We start from the raw sequence: 16,274 nt of genomic DNA, 5'->3' as shown, positions 1-16,274 counted from the left end.
ACGACCGAGCACCCATGGTGTGCCTGCCCGGACGTGGGACCCACTGCCGGACCGAACACCACCGCCAGGAAGGAGTAGCCATGCCTCCACGGAAGAAGGTCTCACCGCAGAAGAAGCAGACGCTCAAGCAAAAGGTGGCCAAGACCGCTGAGGACGTCCGAAACACGTCAGCGGCGGTAGCCGCGACGGCCGCAGCCACGGCGGCCACGGCCGCGCAGGTGGGAGCACCCGAGGTCTCGGCCGTCGCCGGCGCGGTAATGGCCGTGGCCGGCATCCTGGCAGTGTTCTCCACCGTCGTGCAGAAACTGGCCAACGACCCTCCTCGCGACGACTTCGACGAGGTCTGGGTCAGCGCGGCGGCCATCGACGAAGACGCCCTTCCAGAAGAAGAACCCCTGCGCACCGCCGTGCGCGTCGGCGCCCAGACAGCAGTCCTCACGGACAACTACTACGCGTTGTTGCGCGCGTTGGAGCGCTACGACGGTGCAGTGGAAGCGGGAGAGGACGACGCCGCCGACACACAAGCCGACGCCGTGCAGCAGAACGGCGACGCCGTCATCGCTGCGCAGCAGGCCGTCCAAGATCTGGCCGCGCAGATCAACGATTCATGGGCAACCATCACAGCAAACACCCCTCCGGACCACACCTCGCTGACGCTCGACGACATGAAGCAGCAATTCCTGGACAACTGGGGCGACCCGGCGGACAACCCCGCCAATGCTCCGTCCGCCGCGCTGCAATCCATCCTCACAGCCCTCACCGGCGCCGCCGAGGACCTGCTCCAGCCCTTCGATGTCGGGCTCCCCCACCCCGTTCTGGACGCGGACAGCGTCCCGGACGAACCCTCCGCCCTGATTGACACGGCATACCAGGACTCCTTGGCTGACGCGGGCGGGCAGTTGCCAGACCTGGTCTTCGAGGAGGAATGACCTTGAGACGCTACTACTCACAGGACGCGAGCATCTGAACAGCGCTGAACAGCGACATCTCCCGACGAAGGCGCGTCCAGCAGGGCACTTGAACGTGCGGCCGCCGCTTCGACTACTCCTCCTGACGACCGTGGAGCTGCTGAGCTAGCAACGCACTCCGACCGAGAGGACCGGCTGGAGCATTGCGCTTGCCGAATACCTCATCCAGGCTGGTCAGGCCGCATGGGTGTACTCGTGGAGGGCACCGCCGAGTCGCGTGCGTCTGCGTATGTCAAGGCGCCCGATCGTGCCCGGATCCTCGATCGGAGCGGGTAGCGGATGGAGGGGGCGGGCGTTCGCTATGCCCTGGTGCGGCCTGTGCTCGTTGTAGAAGGACTCGAACTCGCGGAGGGCGTGTAGCAGGTGGCGCTGGTCCCAGATCAGCGTGCGGTCCAGCAGTTCCCGTCGACAGGTCTGCACCCACCTCTCCATGATGGAGTCCAACTTCGGCATCCGAACGCCGCTGAGCACCACCTCGATGGCCGCGTCCTTGACGACTGCGTCGAACAAGGCGGGGAACTTCCCGTCCCTGTCCCGAAACATGAACCTTGCCCGACAGCCCGCGTCCTCCAAGTCCATGACGAGGTTCTTCGCGGCCTGGACCACCCAGGATGCGGAGGGGTGAGCAGTGGCGCCCAGGATGCGGACCCGGCGGTTGGCGTGCTCGATGGCGGCAAACACGTACAGCCGCACCCCGGTCAGGGTGACGGTCTCGAAGAAGTCACAGGCCAACAGGGCATCGGCTTGGGATCGCAGGAAGTCGCCCCAGGTACTGGAACTCCGCTCGGGCGCCCGGGTCGATCCCGGTCTCCCTCAGGATCTCCCAGACCGTGGAGGCGGCCACCTTCACCCCCAGCACGAGCAACTCACCGTGCACACTCCTGTAGCCCCAACTGGGATTTTCGCGTGCCAGGCGCAGCACCAGGGCTCTGATCGAGTGCACGGTGCGCGGTCGTCCCGGGCGCTTGGGTCGCAAACGGGCCGCGTGGCGGCGTGCGAGAACGTCGCGGTGCCATCGCAGCACCGTGTCCGGGCGCACGAGCAGCCGCGTCCTGCGCAGCACATGCCGTGGCAGCCGGTGCAGCAGCGCCGCCAGGAACGCCCGGCCGGTCGGGGTGAATCGCACCCTCTGCTTGCCGAGTCGGCGTTCCAGCACCGTGATCTGATGACGCAGGGCGAGGATCTCCGCGTCCTTGTCACGGGCGCTCATCGACAGCAGGCGCAGCAGGCCGAATCCGTTCGTCACGCTCAGGTAGGCAAGTCGTAGCAGCACGGTCGATCATCATGCCGCGGTGATCGACAGCCACGTGAGGATGCCGACGCGAGCAACCGCGGTCGACATCCCACACACCGGCTACCACCAGGACGGATGAGTTTTCGGCTAGGGCAACCCTCCGTCTCTCCGTCCCGGCCGGCGGCGGCCTGCGGCCCCTGCGCGACCCTGCCGAGGCCGAGGACGACGACAGCGAGGAGTGATCCCGCCCAGGCTGCCGGAATCTGGATGCCCCCAAACGCCCGCACGCTCGGTCGGCGCGGTGGCCAGCTCCAGCAGCTTCCGGTGTGCGACCAGGCCGCGACCGTTATCTAGGGTGAATCGCCGTTGTGGTAGGTCAGAGCTTGATCGCCGTATCAGGCAAGTCAGGCAAGTTGCTCGACGTTGGGTAGCGCGGCGAGCCGCCGACAGGGATCAGGCCGTCGAGGACGTCGACGACGAACTGGGACGCGGGGCATCGCTTCGAACTCGTCTCGTGAGCCGTCGTTCAGCACCGTGCGCGTTTCAGGTGACGGATGCTCAGCGATGGCTGGGCCCGCCGGTCAGTCGATGCCTTCGATGATGCGGAAGTCGCGCTCGACGCCGTCGGGGAGGGCCACCAGCGCCTTCTGGTACGCCTCGCTCTCGTATGCCGCGACGGCCTGTTCAAAGCTGTCGAACTCGATCAGAACGACGCGTTGCGTGATTCCGGCCTCGTGGGCGACGACTCGACCGCCACGGGACAGGGTGCGCCCACCCCCAGCCTGGACAGCCGGACGGGCCAGCTTGCCGTAGGCAGTCAGCCTCTCAGGGTGGGAAATGGCGGGGTAGACACTGACCCAGTAGCCCTTAGCCATGGAAACCTCCTGTGTTCGGCCGGACAGGTCCGACTCCGAATTGACACTCAGATCGATCGATCCCGGCGATGGGTACTGCGGTCAGTGGAATCGTCATATGTGCAGGTTAGGGCTTGATGTGCGGCCGAGGGAAAGACCGGTACGAGATAGACTCAGAACGGCTCGTTATCAATCGGCAAGGAGGGCACGTGGCGCCGGATACGGTGAGCCTGCGGTACTTCCTGGTGCTGGCGCAGGAGTTGAACTTCACCCGCGCGGCCGCACGGATCGGTATCGCACAGCCCGCACTCAGCGCCCGGATGCGCCGATTGGAGGCGGAACTCGGTACGGCCCTGCTGGTCCGCAACACGCGTAGGGTCGTATTGACCACGGCCGGTGCGGCTTTGGCGGAGTCCGCGCCGCCCGCGCTGGCGGCGCTGGACCGGGCGTGGGACACCGCCCGGAGCGCGGCGGCCGGTGAACTGGGCACGCTGCGCATCGGATACAGCCTCAGCGCCGGGGCCGAGACGGCACCGGCCCTGGTGGACAGGCTGATTCGCGGCAACAGCGGACTCGAGGTCGGCGCGGTCCCGATGGCGACACCGGAGATCTCCCCCGCGGTCGCCGACGGCCGCATCGATGCCGGGATCACCCGCGGTGAACAACCGGGCCGTGGCGTGCGCCGGTTCCTGCTGCGGCGTGCGCGCATCGGGGTCCAGCTGGCGCAGCACCATCCGCTGGCCGAACACCCGGAGATCGAGATCGCCGACGCGGCCGCGTATCCGCTGCGACTCCCGGACCGTGCGGCCAACCCCGTGATCCACGATCAGCTGTCCGCACTGTTCCGAGACACCCGACCACACCCCCGATTCCACACGCCCGCAGTCTCTTTCGACATGTCTCAGCGCGACCTGCGCGACGGGGTCACCCTCGCCCCGGCCGGAGAAGCCGCGGCCACGGCACAACCGGCCGGTCTCACCTGGCGACCGCTGCGGGGCGCGCCCAGCCTGACGATCCACCTGGTCCTCCCACGCGAGCAGTCGCCACTACACCGCCGCATCCGTGCCGTCGCCAAAACCCTGGCGCACGAGCTGCACTGGCTGCCGGACTGACGCGCAAGAGGTCAAGCGAGACGAACGCCTGCGGTGGCAAGGCCGAAGACCTTGCGCCCGGCGGACTTCGCGGTGATGACGATCTGCGTTCGACGGCTCTCAGCCGGGAGTGTGGTGGCCATCAACAGCCGTGCCCCGCACCGTATCCCGGCCAGGAACAAGCGGTGCGGGGGCGGCGGACCTCGTCCCCGGATTGGAGACCGTCATGACCCACCGTACGCACCTCCCCGTTCCGAGGCGCCAGCGCGCCCGCCGTCGATTCCTCCAGCGCCTCGGCCAGGCAGTGATCTACACGGGTACCACCACGTTGGTCGCGGGTCTGGCCCGCGCCCTGCTGCACCTGGTCCATCTGGCCTGACCGCGTGTGGGGCGGCGGCCAAAACGGCCGTTCGCCGGGCACGCGCTCGCCGACACCCGCGGCGCCGCCGGCCGGGCCGTTGCGATCCGGGACGCCATCAAGGCCACCCTCGCCGCCGACGAAGACGTCGAGGCCGCGATCGAGCGGGCCATCATCGCGGGCCAGCCCGGCGGGGCGTGGCAGGACGGCCTGTGGTGACCCACCCCCTGTAACAGTCGACCCCCGGCACCCGCCGGGGGTTCAGGCGTTCCACCTCGGACTCAACCGACGGTGCGGTTTCTGGAGGGTGCGGGGTTCTTGCCAACCCTTCCCCGGGCCCACGCCCACATGTCGTCCGGCGGCGGCAGTTCAAGACCCCTCGTCGGGACTGCGACGCGGCTATAACTGAACCGGGAATGAAGTTCTGGGAGTTCCTCCTCAGCGAGGATCCGCACCTGCATGAGGTTGTCGATGTCCAGGGTCTGCGGGATCTTCACACCCTGCTTGGTCAGTACTGCTCTCCAGTCGATCGACGGGACGTCCACGTGGCGAGCACCCTTTTCACAACACCTTGATCGGTGGTGATGGTATCCCCGGGCCGCACCCCAGGATCGGAGGTGGAACGGGGCGTTGGAACGCACCTGGAGGACTGGGGAGCACGTTCACCATCGCTCTCCGGCCGGACACGCTCGCCCACGCACTTCGGCCCGGCAGTGATGTCGGGTGGGGCAGCCGCAGGCGGAGTCAGCCCCGGCCGTCGCCCGGGATCAGGGCGGCGTACCGCCTGTGGGCCGTCTGCCTGGTGACCTGGGCCGCGGTGCCGATCTCGTGCCAGCTCGCACCGGCCTGACGGGCCGTCTTCACTGCCGAGAAGACCCGCTGGCTCTTCCCTGGCTTCCGGGCCGGACGGCCGACCCGGCCCGACCACATGTCCTCACGACTGCGCGAGATCGGCATCCCGGTCGCAGCCGCCCGCGGCGCCGCCATCCGACAACAACTCCTCGAACTGCCCGCCCCCGTCGTCGCGGACGCCCTCGGCTACCACGACAAGGCCACCAGCCGCCTCCTCAGAGAAAGCGGTGGGACCTGGAGCCGATACGCCGCTGGCGATCACAGCCGTTCACCAGCAGGCTGGGCTCCCAAGGGAACCCGCGACAGTTGAATACGAGAGCCCACCAGTAGACGCGATACGCCACCGGCAACCACTCTCGGTGATGCGGCCACCGGTCTCACCGAGGAACGCGGCGACACCTCGACATGCGAGCCCAGCGCTGTCGCCCAGGTGGGCGGGCTGATCGCGTCACCTACAGGCAGTCACCCACTTTTCGCTCTCCTCGTCCCACCAGATGCGGATGACTTTCCCATCACGGCCACCGGCAACGAGATTATCGAAGTCACGAACCAGGGCGCTGTGGGCGCCTTCCGGGAGATTTCCAGGAATCTCAACACTCAGTTGGCCGTCCTCGGTACGCAAGATCAGGACATCCCACTTTCCCTCGATGTCGTGGCGGCCTGAGGAGATGGACTCAATGACTCTGGAGAAGGCTCGGTAAGTCGAAGTTGCCGCCTGGGACGCGATGTTCTGCACGAATGGGGCGGCTACCCATGTGGCAGTGATCACAACAACCCAATGGTCCGGCCGGAAGTTCCCCGGAATGACGATATCGATGACCTTGCAACCCAGTTGCAAAAGCCACCGCCGTGCGAAGTTGCGGGCCCTGATGGGCCCCGGAACGAGGATGGGCTCTGGTTGGAGCTCACCCACCCTTCGCTCGATGTACCAAGTCCCCGCCTCTTGTGCCGTGTTACCCGACATCGGTCACCCCTGGAGGTCAGCAGAGCACGTTGAGGGAGCGAGCGTCCAGAGGTTCACACCAGTGCGCTACTTGGTGGCCATGGGCGGGTACTCGCAGCCCAACGCCCAGGCGACCTTCTCCGCAAGGGCGTCAAGGGGGTAAGGCCGGGGCCGGACATAGCGCCAGCCTCCCCCGGCCCTGTTCAGTCCTTCGCCGAGCGACCACTCAATGCGAGGAGATGGGAAGTCGTCGGCGGAATACGCGACACTTGAACATGCGACCTCACCAGTCTCAGACCCTGCTCCGTCGAGGGTCGGAGTGGGGAGATCCTTCAGGTTCCAGTAGATGGCCCTGTTCTCGTATAACTGCCGTCGCCCGACAAGTAGCTCTGCGTGATGGGCTTATGCGGTGTCGCGAGCTCGTTCGAGGACTCGGTAGACGGTTGCGCAGCTGACGGAGAACAACTCGGCAAGGTCGGCGATGGTGTGCTCGCCGACCTGGTGGAGCTGGACGAGCTTTACGGCACGCGCGACGAGGGAGTCGGCACGGAGCAGGCGAGGCGGTCGGACTTGGGCACCACGAGGTGTCGCCGGCGCGGACGTAGGCGAGGGACTGGTCCAGGCCGGGCTGGTTGCAGCGGGTGCCGGTCAGCCCGAGGTCAAGGAAGACCGCTCCTCCGGGACGCCGAGCCAGCAGAATCTCCCGCTGGGCGGTCAGGTGAGCATCGGTGGAGCAGCGAGCGCATTCGGTGAGGAGTCCCCACCAGGAATGTACGGAGGCCGCCCTGACCGTACAGATCACCGGACACCCCAAATGAGACGGTGATCGCGTACCTCGGGGCGCCGAACTCCAGGGTGCACGGGGGGGGTGGTGAGTGTGCCTGACGCACTCCTGTTTGAGGCGGGCGTGATGGTCGATCCGCGGTTCGCACGGCAGCGCGGCGGGTAGCGTCCGGATGTCCAGATCGTTGTGGCTTGGGGGTGGCGCGGGTGGACCCGGTGTCGGTGGCGTTGCTGGCGGCGTTGGCTGGCGGCGCAGGCGGGGAGGCCGGGCGACAGGCGTGGGTGGGGCTGGCGGCCCTGGTGCGGCGCCCGTTCCAACGCGGCGACGCGGACGCCCCTGTGGTGAGTTCTGGGGAGGCGGAGCTGGCGCGGCTGGAGGAGGCCCCGGCCGACCAGGCGCGGGCGCAGGCTCTCAGTACCGCGTTGGCGGTGCGGGCTGCTCTGGACGCGGACTTCCACAGCACCCTTGAGGGCTGGCACGCGCAGGCGCGGCTGGTGCGTACCGGCGACGGCACAGTGACCAACACGATCAGTGGCGGCACGTTCAACGGGCTCCACTTCATGGGCCGCGATTACTCGGGCTTGTCCTTCACGACGCCCCCGGCGGCAACACAGCCTGGGGACGGTGACGGCGCGACGGGCCTGCCACCCGCGCGGGGCTGACCGGCATGGGGTACGCGGACCCGCCGCCCGGCGAGGACGGCGGGGGCGACCAGGTCAACAACACGATCTCCGGCGGCAACATCTCCGGTGTCGTGTTCCAGGCCCGGGACGTCACCCTCCAACTGCCCCCGAAGATCACCCCGGCGCTGTCCGGATTGCCCACCCCCACAGTCGGTTTCACCGGCCGCGACAAGGACCTCAAGCAGTTGCTGGCCGACCTCGCCCCTGGCTCGGGCGGGTGTCCGACGGTGCTGGTCAGCGCCGTGGCGGGGCTGGCCGGGATCGGCAAGACCGAACTGGCCGTGCAGGCCGCCGCCCGCGCCTTGGCCGAGCCGGGCTGGTTCCCCGGTGGAGTGCTGTTCGTGGAGATGGCCGGTTACCACGAAGACCCCCACCGCCGCGTGACGCCCGAGCGGGCTCTGGAGGGCCTGCTGCGCGCCCTGAGCATCCCCGGCGAGCACATCCCCAACGGTCTGGAGGACCGGCAGCGGCTGTACCGCAGCGTCCTCGCCACCTACGCGAAGGAGCAGCGGCGGATCCTGGTCGTCGTCGACAACGTCTCCAGCGCCGCCCACGCCCGCCCGCTGCTGCCCACCGACGGCGCCACCGCCGCGCTGGTCACCTCCCGCCACACCCTCGACGGCCTGAACGCGCGCCTGCACGACCTCGTCAAGCTCGACTCCCGGGACAAGGACGAGCATGCCCGCCCTGCGGGCGGCTCCGACCCCTCTTGCCAGTGGCCCGCCTCACGCGGCTTGTTGGACGCTGCACTGCGCGCCGCCCGAGGCGACGCGGATACCCGCATCACCGACGACCCCCAAGCGGCCGAGACCATCGCCGCCCTGTGCGACGGCCTGCCGCTGGCCCTGCGCATCGGCGCCGCGATCCTTGCCGCCGCCCCCCACAGACCTGCGGCCTCTCTGGCCGACGACCTGCGCGACGAGCACACCCGCCTTGACGAGCTGCAACGCATCGACGGCGCGAGCCGGAAGCCCTCCGACCGGGCGGTACGCGCCTCCTTCAACCTGTCCTATCAGCTGCTCGACGACGACCACGCCCGGCTGTTCCGACTGTTGCCACTGAACCCCGGCCCGGACGTGTCGACCGAGGCCGCCGCACATCTTGCCGGCACCACCGAGAAGGCAACCAGGAAACTCCTCCAGCACCTGTCCGACGCGCACCTGGTCGAACAAGGGCAGATCTGGGGCCGATGGCGGATGCACGACCTGGTCCGCCTCTACGCCGACGAACACGGCCGCACCCACTCCAACCCCGACCAACGTGAGGTGGCCCGCACCCGCCTCTTCACCCACTACCAGGACACCACCACCGCCGCCGCCGACACCCACCTCGACACCCGGCCCAGCCCCCGCGCCCCCCGCTTCAACAACCGCAACCACGCCCTGGAATGGCTGGACGCCGAACACGCCAACCTCACCGCCACCGTTATGACCGCTGCGGCCCTCGGCCACCCCCGTACCGCCATCGCTCTCGCCTTTTCTCTTGTTCGCTACCTCGTCTATCGCCGGTCGTTCGACGACGCGATCACCCTCAACACGACTGCCCTGGCTCTGTGCCGCGAGCTCCGTGACCGGCGCGGCGAAGCGGAGGCACTGACCAATATCGGCATCGCCTTGCGGGAGGTGCGGCGGTTTGAGGAGGCCATCGACGCCCACACCGGCGCCGGCGACCTCTTCCGCAGGCTGGGCGACCAACACCGCGAAGCGGTCGCGCTGACCAATTGCGGCACTGCCCTGCTGGAGGTGCGGCGGTTTGAGGAGGCAATCGACGCCCTCACCCGCGCCGCCGCCACCCACCGTGAACTCCGCAACCCGCACGGCGAAGGTCAGGCGCTGAACAATCTCGGCATCGCCTTGCGGGAGGTGCGGCGGTTTGAGAAGGCCATCGACGCCCAGACCCGCGCAGCCGACCTCTTCCGCAGGCTGGGCGACCGACACAGCGAAGCGGTCGCGCTGAACAATCTCGGCGCCGCCCTACTGCAGGTGCGGCGGATTGAGGAGGCAATCGACGCCCTCACCCGCGCCGCCGCCACCTACCGTGAACTCCGCGACCAGCACGGCGAGGCTCAGGCGCTGACCAATCTCGGCGCCGCCCTACTGCAGGTGCGGCGGATTGAGGAGGCAATCGACGCCCAGACCCGCGCAGCCGACCTCTTCCGCAGGCTGGGCGACCGTCACCGCGAGGCGACCGCGCGGAACAATCTCGGCAACGCCCTGCGCGAGATGGGACGGTTTGAGAAGGCCATCGACGCTCACGCCTGGGCCGCCGCGACCTACCGTGAGTTCCGCGACCGTCACCGCGAGGCGAAGGCTCTGGACAGTCTCGGCAATGCCTTGCATGAGGTGGGACGGTTTGAGGAGGCAATCGACGCTCACACCTGGGCCACCGCGACCTACCGCGAGCTCTGCGACTGGCATGGGCAGGCGGTCGCGCTGAACAATCTCGGCAACGCCCTGGGGGAGATGGGACGGTTTGAGGAGGCCATCGATGCCCTTACCGGCGCTGTCGACCTCCTCCGCGAGCTCTGCGACCGGCATGGGCAGGCGGTCGCGCTAAACAATCTCGGCAACGCCTTGCATGAGGTAGGACGGTTTGAGGAGGCCATCGACGCCCAGACCCGCGCTGCCGACCTCCGCGAGGTCGACGAATGAGGCCTCCCTGTGTCAGCTTGAGGTCAGGGTCCGGCGGATCACCGGCAGGAAGTCCACCGGAACGGGGTCGCGTTCGTCACCGTCCAGACCCTCCTGTCCTGTCGAAGTGCATCTGTCAGATAGCGAGCTGTTGACCTGCTGGGATGCCAGGCCGATTGAGGAGACGGAGGCTCAGGTTTCTCAAACGACCTGGCTTTCACGGAGGAGTGGTTCACAGAACCACTCAAGGCGGCAGCAGGTGAGGCGTACGAGCGGAATCCCCCGGCACCCCGGCGCAACCGGTTGTCAGTGCTGTTCGGCAGGGTGTGCATGTGACGAATCGAGACGAGGAACGTGGCGCCGCCATCTGGTCTGGACTGCCTCCGACGGCCAGAGAGCTGCTCATGGCAACCGAATGGGACGCCCTGCAGCATGCATATGGAAGTGCAGAGGACACCCCGCCGTACCTGTGCCAACTTCTGAACGAGGATCCCGAGGTGCAGGCCGAGGCACTAGGAATGCTCGAAATGTCCGTGCTGCACCAAGGATCCCTGTACAGCTCCACCCCGCCGGCCGCACTGTTTGTTGCAGCGATCCTGGCCCACCCTCAGACTTTGGCCGAGCACGAGAGCTTCTTCCCCTGGGACGACCGGACCAGGCCCCTGCGGGCCGCACTACTCGACTGGCTCGGCCAGATCGCCGACTCGGCCTCCTACGGCGAGGACCCTGGCAGCGAGGGCGTGTACGGGGATGAGTACGACGGCGAGGACAAAGACGAGCTCGAAGCGATCCGCGCATGCCGGAGTATCCGACCCGAGCTCTACGACGCGGTCGAACCGTTCCTCGACGATCCGCATCCGGACACCCGAGAGGCAGCCCTCGGAACGGTCACCGTACTCCTGAAAGCACCCGACCTCGCCGAACTCGTTCCCCGCGCCGCCCACCGCCTGCGTAGCGTTCTTGCAGCAGACGGCAGCCGCCGAGAACGCTCCTCCGCCGCTCTGGCAATGGGCGCCTGGGGCCAGGACACCACCGGTCTCCTCAACGATCCTGATCCAGCCGTGCGAACCTGCGCCGCTCTGGCCATCGGATGCGCGCACATGCCCCGCGCCACCGCCGTCCTGCTCGAAGCCCTGCAGAACCCGGTCGAGGCAGACCACTGGTTCCCCGACCCCCTGCCTCAGTTCGACGGCTGGCTCCGCTTTACCCTCCTGAAGGCCATCCTTGACCGCGTCGACGCCTTTGAGGACCTAGCCCCGGCGGCCATGGCCCTGATACCGCTCGCCAGCGACTACACCGTCGACAGCGACTGGGGTCCGCTGCTCGTCAAAGCCTTCCCCACCGGCTACAGCCCCGGCCTGCCACTGTCGGCCGCGCAACGGGAGCTTCTGCAAGCCGTCACCGCCAATGACAAATGCTGGGGCAACATTGGCAACAAAATCCGCTGGCTCAGGGAAGCCGGCCTGCCGGAGCAGCGCGACGCCATCCGAGCCCTGCTCTGAGTGACAGGCACAGCGAGAACCGGACCTGAGAAAATGAGGTCAAATCCCACGTACGGGGCGAACGTCGTCGCTCACCGCGCGGCGCAGTGAGAATCCGACAGCGCGAACGAGAAGCGCTGAGAATCCGACAGTCTCAGTGCGACAGGACACCCGGTACAAGGCCCTGTTCTCCCGAAGCTACGGCGAAGTGACGAGTAGCCCTCTGTAATCAGAGTGACGTTCGGTCATGAATAGCCGGGCGGGGTCCGGGGACTTCGCCGACCTGGAGGGCGGCGAAGTCGGCGTGGGCCTGTTCGACGGCTTCGGGGTATGCCTCGCGCTTGGCATGCTCGGCGAGCGCCCGGTAGATGCTCGCGACGGATGGGTTCTGGCCCTTGCGCTTGCCGGTGGGGATGATGAGGTCGGGCTGGATCTGCTCGACGGACTCGCCGCCCGCGCGGCGCCGGAGCACGGTGTGGAGCATGTCGTCGGTGATGACCGGGGGCCGGCCTCTGTGCTTGCCCTTGCGGGCCGCGGTGTCCAGCCCGCCATCGCCGCGAAGAACGCGAACAGCAGCTTGCCGGGGCCGGTGGGGTCGTAGATGCCGGGCAGGGGCCCGGCGAGCATCTCCAGGACCAGGCCGTGGGCGGTGAGGTGGTCGGCGAGCGCGGTCAGTTCGGCGGCATCGCGGCCGAGCCGCTTTATCTCGTACACGGTGAAGATGACCCGGCAGTGCGGGGCGTGCGCCTCCGCGTCCGTCAATGCTGCGGAGCGCAAAGCCGCAGACGCTGGTGCGTGGATGGGGCTGGCCGGTGCGGCCGCCGGCGGTGCGGCGTCGGCCGCGGTGTGGGCCGCGCTGCTGTGGCTCTTGGCCTCTGGCCGCGTGGATCTGGCGGCCGGAGGCGGCGCGGTCTTACGCGCGCGCAGAGCACCGCATCTTCACCGGACTGCGCGAACTGGCCAAGGACCGATCGGTCCTGCTGATCACACACCGACTTGCTAATGTCGCCGTGGCGGAGAGGATCATCGTCCTCGACCAAGGACAGATCATGCAAGAAGGGACGTACGCACAACTCACTCGCGAACCAGGGCTGTTCCGGTCCGTGTGGGAACTACAGCGGCGCACCGGCGGCGAGGCGAGCAGCTGCGCGTGACCGTCAATGCCGACCGAACACCCGTGCGCCACGGCACCAGTCGCCGCGGCCCGAGACCACCTCCGCCGCCGACAAGCGCAGTGCGGGTCAACGCTCGATTCAAGGGCGGCGTGACGACTGTGCCCGCCGAGAGCAGCGCGTCCTCAATGTCATCGACAAGCTGGCCAACAACGGCAGTGTCATCTCCGCAGTCGCACGAAGGGCCGGCGTGCACCGGGCGTTCGTTCACCGGCACCCAGATCTGCTCGCTCACGTCCGCGCAGTGGTGACACCCGGCCCCACCAGATGGAGGCAAACCCACGGCGATCAGCCGGGCGCCGCTCCAGGCCGACGTGCTCGCCGTTAACCCGAGATGGCCCGCTTCACGGCGCAATCCCGGCAGCTCGAACAACGTCTCTCCAAGACCTCGGCGAGCAGGACAGGCGCAGCAGCGACGTCGGCCCTCCCACCGCATCGACAAGCTCCAGGCCCAGATCACGGAACGCCAACAGCAAAACCTCGACCTGCGCCTACAACTCGAAGAGTAAGAAGAGGAGTTGAGCGCTGCCCTCGCTGTCCATCGAGAACTGACCAAAAACCTCAACCACGATCAGAGTAGGGGAATATGAAGAACCGCTACCAGCGCGTCGTCGACGTCTACGTACTCCTACGCCAGCCCGACGGGCGCATCCTGCTCATGGAACGCGCCAACACCGGCTACGCCGACGGACAGCTCTGCCCGCCCAGCGGGCACCTCGAAGACGGCGAATCCGTGATCGACGGCGCGATCCGGGAAGCCCGCGAGGAGGTCGGCGTGAACCTCAACGGGCACGACCTCGAATTCGTCCACGTGGTCCACCACCGCAGTCCCGAAAGACACGGGCGCATCGGCTTCTTCTTCCTGGCAGAGAACTGGGACGGCACGCCAAGCAACCGGGAGCCTCACAAGTGCGCACGACTTCAGTGGGCAGATCCGGCCGATCCGCCGAGCAACACAGTGCCCTACACCGCCGCCCTCGCACAGATCGTCAACGGCCGTCCGTTCTCCCTCGACGGATGGACCAGCCCTCCGGACCGGGCATGACCACGTCCACCACACCTTTTGCAGAACACAAGTACTGTGCCAAACGGCCTGAACAGGGAAGATCCGGCTGAGTAGCAAGCGAACAATGCGAACAGCCCCAGAGAGCCCGGTGGCCGGCCGACGCGCTCCGGAGCCGACCGTCGTCTACACGCGGGCGGCAATCGACGGCATCCGTCACGGCCGCCCCTACACCGGAATCGACCGGATCGGCCAGGACGGCACGCTCTCGATCCGGATCGTCGTCACCAAGCCCGCCAACCGGAAGAAAAAGGCAGGCGGGGCGGCTGATCCGTCAGCCACGGCTGGGCTCTGCGTGGAGCGGAACACTGTCGAGCAGCTGGTCATCAAGGTGTAGGCCTGGCGGGGCATCGCGGCTCGATGCGACATGAGGTCCCGAAAGCTAGGTCGCCAGCCTCCGGGCTGATCACAACATCACACGGGTCCTGGTACGTCTGGCAAGGGGCGCAGCGCGGTCAACTCGAGTAGGGAGTAGGCGACTTCGGCCATTGCCTCCGGCGGCAGCAAATGGGCCGCTTCGCGGAGGATATGCCGGGCACGTTGGAAGTCTCCCTCCCGTTGGAAGTGAACTGCCAGAACGGCAGTTTCTGTTGGCGAGCGCTTCACTGCGGAGTGCCTGCCGGTGGATGTCCGATCGTTGGGCTGATCTGTGATTTCCTTGGCTTGATCGGATTGTATCCGCTGAATTGCCCTCAGCCATGGTCCGGTGTCCTTTACGGAGCAGGCCAGGAGGAGCGCTGTCACCGTGGAGGGTGAGGGGAGCCGGTCGCGGGTCAATGCGTCGAAGAGTGTGCTTCGGGCCAGGCCAGCCTGCTTGGCCGCCGCTCTGATGGTCAAACCGCGCATGGTCAGCAGGCTGCGCATCGCCTGCTGCGCCTCGGGCAGTGACGTTATTTGATCCGGAGTTGTGAAGGGCTGTTCTGGCCGCGCCTGGTGCTGAGCGAGGGTGAATTTTGTCTCGCGTTCCCTGCGGGCGGCCATCCGGAGGGTCACCCACTCGTCGAAATCGCTGGTCACGTTTTGCCCCGACGCCAGTCGTCTCAGCACATCAACCAGCGTGATCAAGATATCTTCGCTGGGGATGAGCTGGCCGGAAAAGATCCGGGACAGTGTGGCCTCGGATGCGCCTGTGCGATTTCGAATACGCTTCAGCGTGGGGTCACCGGCTTCGGCCCGAAGGCGGCGCAGCTCAGAAGCCAGCCGCACCGCCGCGGGTCCTTCCTCCCTCATGTATGTGGAGTTACCGGCCGGGGCCAGGCCGCCAGGCCCGTCGCACCATGGCCGGTGCGGCGTTCAACCGGCGGGCCGCCTCGGTGGCTCCGAGAACGGCCGCAGCCACCTGAACGCTCACCTCTGCAGGCACGCCACCAAAGGTGAGCAGGCCGGCGCCTACAGAGACAAGAACGATGACGATGACGGTCGTCGATGGCCACCAGCGTCGCCACCTGCGACGCCCTGGACAGGATCCGGTGTTGTCCATGGAAAGATCCTTTGGCTAGGTGATGGAACGTCAGGCGCCTTTGTCCGCAATGTTGTTGCAGCAGCATCGCGAGGCATCTCCGAGCATCGTGTACTACGGGCAGAGCGCGCCACAAGTTCCCTGAAGAAAGCCGAGAGATACGGACTTCACCCCCCTGGGTGAACCACAGGGGGGTTTCGCCGGAAGCGCCGAGTCACCGCTGCAACAGTGCCCGCGCTGTTATGAGCCTGTCCTAGCCAAGGATCAGCAAGCAGGCCCCAGGGCCTGCTTGTCAGCTCGTAACCGATGTTGGGTTTTCTCGCGGTGTCCGGCAGCAAGTGCCGCCGTTCCGGAGTCAGTTCGGACACACTTCGATCGAACTCCTACAGACCCAGGTCCATTATATCTGCAGTTCAATGATTGCGCGAGGCCATGGAAGACCGTTGCCCGCCAGAGGGATCGCCCTGATTTTTCAGCGTCGCTCGTCGGACACTTCCGGACGCCTTGATGAAAGAAATGGCGACCAGTCGGCTTCCCGGTCACCGTGGCGGCCCTGCGGCTGGCCTTCGGGGAGCCGGGCCCGGGGCCCTGTGAGTTCCGGATGCCCTCCGCCGCAGGCCTGATGCTGACCTTGGCTGCAGTACCCCGGAGAGAGTGAAGTCGGGTGCAGGAGCTCCGATTTCGGGCACGGGCATGAAGGTC

At 67.2% G+C, this 16,274-nt stretch carries 16 protein-coding genes and 3 pseudogenes; 11 read left to right on the top strand and 8 right to left on the bottom strand.

The window, feature by feature from the left end; genetic code table 11:
• The first annotated feature begins 80 nt into the window (after nt 1-80).
• Nucleotides 81-929 carry a hypothetical protein gene (locus tag Q8A52_RS42705; protein WP_316762506.1) on the top strand — a complete coding sequence of 283 codons (849 nt, stop codon included), beginning with the start codon at nt 81-83 and terminating at the stop codon, nt 927-929.
• Nucleotides 930-1,142: 213 nt separating this feature from the next.
• On the opposite strand, the pseudogene Q8A52_RS42700 reads toward Q8A52_RS42705, so the two are convergent.
• Nucleotides 1,143-2,241 (bottom strand): annotated as a pseudogene (locus Q8A52_RS42700) (helix-turn-helix domain-containing protein).
• 542 nt (nt 2,242-2,783) lie between these two features.
• Entirely contained in the window at nt 2,784-3,077 is a 294-nt protein-coding gene (locus tag Q8A52_RS42695) for a DUF1330 domain-containing protein (RefSeq protein ID WP_316762503.1), read from the bottom strand.
• A gap of 188 nt (nt 3,078-3,265) precedes the next feature.
• Between Q8A52_RS42695 and Q8A52_RS42690 the strand changes: the two genes are divergently transcribed.
• The 3 genes from Q8A52_RS42690 to Q8A52_RS42680 all read left to right on the top strand — a co-directional run bounded on the left by Q8A52_RS42690 (nt 3,266) and on the right by Q8A52_RS42680 (nt 4,724).
• The gene (locus tag Q8A52_RS42690; protein WP_316762501.1) at nt 3,266-4,168 is read left to right on the top strand and encodes a LysR family transcriptional regulator; all 903 of its coding nucleotides are present in this window, start codon (nt 3,266-3,268) and stop codon (nt 4,166-4,168) included.
• A 205-nt stretch (nt 4,169-4,373) separates the two neighbouring features.
• A complete protein-coding gene (locus tag Q8A52_RS42685) occupies nt 4,374-4,526 on the top strand; it encodes a hypothetical protein (RefSeq protein WP_316762500.1) in 153 nt (50 codons plus the stop codon).
• A gap of 6 nt (nt 4,527-4,532) precedes the next feature.
• Complete coding sequence (locus Q8A52_RS42680; RefSeq protein WP_316762498.1) at nt 4,533-4,724, top strand: hypothetical protein; 192 nt, start codon at nt 4,533-4,535, stop codon at nt 4,722-4,724.
• Nucleotides 4,725-4,786: 62 nt separating this feature from the next.
• Here Q8A52_RS42680 and Q8A52_RS42675 read toward each other — a convergent pair whose 3' ends face one another.
• Entirely contained in the window at nt 4,787-5,050 is a 264-nt protein-coding gene (locus Q8A52_RS42675) for a hypothetical protein (protein WP_316762496.1), read from the bottom strand.
• Between the two features lie 383 nt (nt 5,051-5,433).
• On the opposite strand from Q8A52_RS42675, the gene Q8A52_RS42670 reads away from it, so the two are divergent.
• The gene (locus Q8A52_RS42670; RefSeq protein WP_316762495.1) at nt 5,434-5,667 is read left to right on the top strand and encodes a hypothetical protein; all 234 of its coding nucleotides are present in this window, start codon (nt 5,434-5,436) and stop codon (nt 5,665-5,667) included.
• A 138-nt stretch (nt 5,668-5,805) separates the two neighbouring features.
• Here Q8A52_RS42670 and Q8A52_RS42665 read toward each other — a convergent pair whose 3' ends face one another.
• Nucleotides 5,806-6,270 carry a hypothetical protein gene (locus tag Q8A52_RS42665; RefSeq protein ID WP_316762494.1) on the bottom strand — a complete coding sequence of 155 codons (465 nt, stop codon included), beginning with the start codon at nt 6,268-6,270 and terminating at the stop codon, nt 5,806-5,808.
• A 432-nt stretch (nt 6,271-6,702) separates the two neighbouring features.
• The gene (locus Q8A52_RS42660) at nt 6,703-6,855 is read right to left on the bottom strand and encodes a helix-turn-helix domain-containing protein (protein ID WP_316762582.1); all 153 of its coding nucleotides are present in this window, start codon (nt 6,853-6,855) and stop codon (nt 6,703-6,705) included.
• Between the two features lie 435 nt (nt 6,856-7,290).
• Here Q8A52_RS42660 and Q8A52_RS42655 point away from each other — a divergent pair, with 435 nt between their 5' ends.
• The 3 genes from Q8A52_RS42655 (at nt 7,291) to Q8A52_RS42645 (ending at nt 11,899) form a co-directional block, all read left to right on the top strand.
• On the top strand, nt 7,291-7,746 hold the full coding sequence (locus Q8A52_RS42655; protein WP_316762492.1) for a hypothetical protein: 456 nt from the start codon (nt 7,291-7,293) through the stop codon (nt 7,744-7,746).
• A 5-nt stretch (nt 7,747-7,751) separates the two neighbouring features.
• The gene (locus Q8A52_RS42650; protein ID WP_316762490.1) at nt 7,752-10,418 is read left to right on the top strand and encodes a tetratricopeptide repeat protein; all 2,667 of its coding nucleotides are present in this window, start codon (nt 7,752-7,754) and stop codon (nt 10,416-10,418) included.
• Nucleotides 10,419-10,801: 383 nt separating this feature from the next.
• The gene (locus tag Q8A52_RS42645; RefSeq protein WP_316762488.1) at nt 10,802-11,899 is read left to right on the top strand and encodes a HEAT repeat domain-containing protein; all 1,098 of its coding nucleotides are present in this window, start codon (nt 10,802-10,804) and stop codon (nt 11,897-11,899) included.
• Nucleotides 11,900-12,107: 208 nt separating this feature from the next.
• On the opposite strand, the gene Q8A52_RS42640 is transcribed toward Q8A52_RS42645, so the two are convergent.
• Both Q8A52_RS42640 and Q8A52_RS42635 read right to left on the bottom strand, forming a co-directional pair.
• Nucleotides 12,108-12,362, bottom strand: a complete 255-nt coding sequence (locus Q8A52_RS42640; RefSeq protein WP_316762589.1) for a hypothetical protein — start codon at nt 12,360-12,362, stop codon at nt 12,108-12,110.
• An 80-nt stretch (nt 12,363-12,442) separates the two neighbouring features.
• Nucleotides 12,443-12,592, bottom strand: a pseudogene (locus Q8A52_RS42635) (recombinase family protein); the annotation flags it as partial.
• Nucleotides 12,593-12,795: 203 nt separating this feature from the next.
• On the opposite strand from Q8A52_RS42635, the pseudogene Q8A52_RS42630 reads away from it, so the two are divergent.
• From Q8A52_RS42630 to Q8A52_RS42620, 3 genes and pseudogenes are all read left to right on the top strand, one after another.
• A pseudogene (locus Q8A52_RS42630) lies at nt 12,796-13,032 on the top strand (ABC transporter); the annotation flags it as partial.
• Between the two features lie 604 nt (nt 13,033-13,636).
• A complete protein-coding gene (locus Q8A52_RS42625; protein ID WP_316762486.1) occupies nt 13,637-14,095 on the top strand; it encodes an NUDIX hydrolase in 459 nt (152 codons plus the stop codon).
• Nucleotides 14,096-14,180: 85 nt separating this feature from the next.
• Nucleotides 14,181-14,450 (top strand): hypothetical protein, encoded by a 270-nt coding sequence (locus Q8A52_RS42620; protein ID WP_316762482.1) that lies wholly within the window; start codon nt 14,181-14,183, stop codon nt 14,448-14,450.
• 77 nt (nt 14,451-14,527) lie between these two features.
• On the opposite strand, the gene Q8A52_RS42615 is transcribed toward Q8A52_RS42620, so the two are convergent.
• Entirely contained in the window at nt 14,528-15,343 is an 816-nt protein-coding gene (locus tag Q8A52_RS42615; protein ID WP_316762480.1) for a helix-turn-helix domain-containing protein, read from the bottom strand.
• Nucleotides 15,344-16,274 lie beyond the last annotated feature (931 nt).

The sequence above is a fragment of the Streptomyces herbicida genome (assembly GCF_032656585.1).
GTDB classification, from domain to species: domain Bacteria; phylum Actinomycetota; class Actinomycetes; order Streptomycetales; family Streptomycetaceae; genus Streptomyces; species Streptomyces herbicida.
This window is presented reverse-complemented; position numbering and strand designations above follow the sequence as displayed.

Coding starts and splice junctions, on each gene's coding strand:
- Q8A52_RS42705 (WP_316762506.1), top strand. CDS start 81: ATGCCTCCACGGAAGAAGGTCTCACCGCAGAAGAAGCAGACGCTCAAG.
- Q8A52_RS42695 (WP_316762503.1), bottom strand. CDS start 3,077: ATGGCTAAGGGCTACTGGGTCAGTGTCTACCCCGCCATTTCCCACCCT.
- Q8A52_RS42685 (WP_316762500.1), top strand. CDS start 4,374: ATGACCCACCGTACGCACCTCCCCGTTCCGAGGCGCCAGCGCGCCCGC.
- Q8A52_RS42670 (WP_316762495.1), top strand. CDS start 5,434: ATGTCCTCACGACTGCGCGAGATCGGCATCCCGGTCGCAGCCGCCCGC.
- Q8A52_RS42650 (WP_316762490.1), top strand. CDS start 7,752: ATGGGGTACGCGGACCCGCCGCCCGGCGAGGACGGCGGGGGCGACCAG.
- Q8A52_RS42645 (WP_316762488.1), top strand. CDS start 10,802: ATGGCAACCGAATGGGACGCCCTGCAGCATGCATATGGAAGTGCAGAG.
- Q8A52_RS42640 (WP_316762589.1), bottom strand. CDS start 12,362: ATGCTCCACACCGTGCTCCGGCGCCGCGCGGGCGGCGAGTCCGTCGAG.
- Q8A52_RS42625 (WP_316762486.1), top strand. CDS start 13,637: ATGAAGAACCGCTACCAGCGCGTCGTCGACGTCTACGTACTCCTACGC.
- Q8A52_RS42620 (WP_316762482.1), top strand. CDS start 14,181: ATGCGAACAGCCCCAGAGAGCCCGGTGGCCGGCCGACGCGCTCCGGAG.
- Q8A52_RS42615 (WP_316762480.1), bottom strand. CDS start 15,343: ATGAGGGAGGAAGGACCCGCGGCGGTGCGGCTGGCTTCTGAGCTGCGC.